We start from the raw sequence: 2,951 nt of genomic DNA on the forward strand, positions 1-2,951 counted from the left end.
GGCTGGCGCCGCCGATACGCGTCTCGATCTCAATTTCATCGACACCACTGCCGAGCGCAAAGCCAACGCATCGGCGATCTGCCAGGTCGACTTCGATCAGTTCGCCTCGGGTCTGCAGGCCGCGGGCTTCAAGCGTGAAACCATCCGCGGCGAGCACGGCCGCGTCATCCATGACCGTTTCGATCGCCCGAACCTGAGCATCAAGGTCGACACGATGGCTGAGAATCCGACCCCGTCTGGCGAGCCGGCGCATGCCTGCGTCCGCCTTGTCACCGTGCAGTAAGGAGCAGCGCACCATGCCTACGCTTTCAGCGGATACGGAACGCCTGCTGACCGAATTTGCAGGAAAACCCGATGTAACGACCGATCAGGTCGACAACCTTCGCAAGGCCATTGCCAATTCTCCGGCGCTGGCAACCCAGGTCGACTTGGCCATCACCGCCGGTCATCTGCAGCGCTTTGAGCTGCTGCCTGCCGACAGCAGTGTGGGCGGCGAGTACGACGGCGGCGCAAAGACGATCAGCCTGCCGGCATCCAGTCTGTCCACACCAGCGGGGGACAGGCACGACGCGGCAGAGCTGACCTTCGTACTGGGCCATGAGCTGCAGCATGGGTTCAATGATGCAGCGACCGAACGGGCCTATAAGCAGTTTGATTCCGATATTGCAGACATTGCCGCACGCGATTCGACCCACGACTACACCCAGGCCATCGGCACCCTGCTCGCAGCCAACCGGCGCGACGAGGCATCGGCGAACATCGAGGGCTGGAATGCGCTGGTCGGCATGGTCAAGACCGCCAAACCGGACGCCACGCTGGAAGATCTCTACAAAGCAAGTACCCGTGCAGAGGAGTTCGTGCGCGTGCAGCCCGGCCCGCCGATGACCTATGCCGCGCATCCGGACCTGACGCTCAATGCAGACCTGAGCATGACCGCCACTGCCGCCAACATCGAGGGCATGGGCAAGCACTACTACGACGAAGGTGTGTCGTCGCGGCTGGGTCCCAACGGCAATTCGGATTACCAGAACTACTACGCCACCGATGCCATCGGCCGCGCCTGCAAGGAAGAGGCCAAGAACCCCGCACCCGATGGCATCAGCCGGATGTCGGTGAACATGGCACAGCTCGGCCTGCAGGAAAGCCTGCTGGAACAGAACGGTCTCTCTCTGGGTAAAGGCACTCCACCACGGCAGCCCTACTTCGATACCAGCACCTCGCCGTCCACGCTGCACTATTTCGACCACACCGAGGGCACCTACGCCCACGTGCCCATCACTGCACAGGCAACCACACCCGTGCCGACCGAAGCGCAGGCTGCGCCGTTGGCGGGTGGCAACGACCGTGCCCTGCACGATCAGATCCGCGGCAAGGTGGCAGAGCTGGATGCCGCCAACGGCCGCAGCTTCGACGCCTCCAGTGAACGACTGAGCGCAAGCCTGCTGGTACTGGCCCGCGAGAACGGCCTGGACCGCGTGGATCATGTGGTGCTCAGCCGGCAGGCAGGCGATGTCGCTGCGGCGCAGAACGTGTTCGTGGTGAAGGGCGCGCTGGATGATCCTGCGTCGCTGCGTGCATCGGCAGCCACGGCCGAAGCCGCGCAGCGGCCGGTGCAGGAAAGCCTGGACAGCCTCGCCCTCGTCAACCAGCGCCAGGCCGACCACGCCTCGCAGGAACAGACGCGCCAGCAGGTGCAGGAACAGCAGCGCAGCGCGTTGTCGCACTGACGTCAGGGACAGCGCCGGGCACCACCCGGCGCAACCCAAGCATGGGCCACGCTAGAATGCACCCATGCGTACCGTCCATGCCCTCCGCTATATAACCCCCTTGCGGGAAGGTGGCTCGCTGCCTGCCGTGGTCGAGACCGACGACGACGGTATGGCGGTGCTCAAGTTCCGTGGCGCTGGCCAGGGGCCCAAGGCGCTGATCGCCGAGCTGATCGCAGGCGAGATGGCACGCGCGGTGGGCCTGCCGATTCCGGAGATCCTGTTCGTCGAGCTGGACAGCGAATTCGCCCGCACCGAGCCCGACCCGGAGATCCAGGACCTGATCCGCGCCAGCGAGGGCCTGAACCTGGGTCTGGATTACCTGCCCGGCGCGATCAACTACGACCCGGCGGCGATGCCGGTGGACGCCGACCTGGCCTCGCGCATCGTCTGGTTTGATGCATTCACCAGCAACGTCGATCGCACCACGCGCAATCCGAACCTGATGGTCTGGCACCGCAAGCTGTACCTGATCGACCACGGTGCGGCGATGTACTTCCATCACGACTGGGCCAACGCCGGCGATGCCTGCGAGAAGCCCTTCGTGCTGATCCGCGACCACGTGCTGCTGTCGTTCGCCAGCCGCATCGCCGAGGTGGATGCCGAACTGGCCGCGCGCCTGCCGGATGCGGAAATCGAGCGCATCGTCGGCCTGGTGCCGGACAGCTGGCTGGTTGATGAGCCGGCCTTCGACAGCCCGCAGGCTTACCGGCAGGGCTACATCAACTACCTGAAGCATCGCCTGAAGGTGCGTGCGGTGTTCGTGCAGGAGGCCATCCGTGCCCACGCTGCACACGTATGACTATGCCGTCATCCGCGTGGTACCGCGGGTGGAACGCGAGGAGTTCATCAACGTCGGYGTGATCGTGTCCTGCCCGGGCGCACGGCACCTGGAAGCGGCAATCGAGATCGATGCCGCGCGCCTGCACGCCTTCGCGCCGGCGCTGGATATTGAAGCGCTGCAGCCGTGGCTGGATGCCATCGTGGCGATCTGCCGGGGCGATGCCGGCGCCGGCCCTATCGCGCAGCTGCCTGCGCGCGCGCGCTTCCATTTCCTGACCGCCAAGCGCAGCTCGGTGGTGCAGATGTCCAGCACACACGTAGGCCGCACGGCGGACCCGGCGGGCGTGGTCGAACACCTGATGGCAAAGATGGTTCGGGTACCTGCCTAGCGCACTACTTGCC

The 2,951-nt window shown here is 65.1% G+C and carries 3 protein-coding genes and 1 pseudogene; all 4 read left to right on the top strand.

Annotated elements, in window-relative coordinates; genetic code table 11:
* A pseudogene (locus AC1VAN_RS16880) lies at positions 1 to 283 on the top strand (hypothetical protein); the annotation flags it as partial.
* Positions 284 to 296: 13 nt separating this feature from the next.
* Positions 297 to 1,727 (top strand): XVIPCD domain-containing protein, encoded by a 1,431-nt coding sequence (locus AC1VAN_RS16885; protein WP_313445672.1) that lies wholly within the window; start codon positions 297 to 299, stop codon positions 1,725 to 1,727.
* Between the two features lie 64 nt (positions 1,728 to 1,791).
* Positions 1,792 to 2,568 carry a HipA family kinase gene (locus AC1VAN_RS16890; protein ID WP_032976287.1) on the top strand — a complete coding sequence of 259 codons (777 nt, stop codon included), beginning with the start codon at positions 1,792 to 1,794 and terminating at the stop codon, positions 2,566 to 2,568.
* Complete coding sequence (locus AC1VAN_RS16895; protein WP_025876936.1) at positions 2,546 to 2,938, top strand: DUF3037 domain-containing protein; 393 nt, start codon at positions 2,546 to 2,548, stop codon at positions 2,936 to 2,938. The genes AC1VAN_RS16890 and AC1VAN_RS16895 overlap by 23 nt, the downstream gene beginning before the upstream one ends.
* Positions 2,939 to 2,951 lie beyond the last annotated feature (13 nt).

It is taken from the genome of Stenotrophomonas sp. 05L44_2 (genome assembly GCF_056665995.1).

Excerpts from the sequence above, each read along its gene's own strand:
- AC1VAN_RS16885 (WP_313445672.1), top strand. The coding sequence starts at position 297 with ATGCCTACGCTTTCAGCGGATACGGAACGCCTGCTGACCGAATTTGCA.
- AC1VAN_RS16890 (WP_032976287.1), top strand. The coding sequence starts at position 1,792 with ATGCGTACCGTCCATGCCCTCCGCTATATAACCCCCTTGCGGGAAGGT.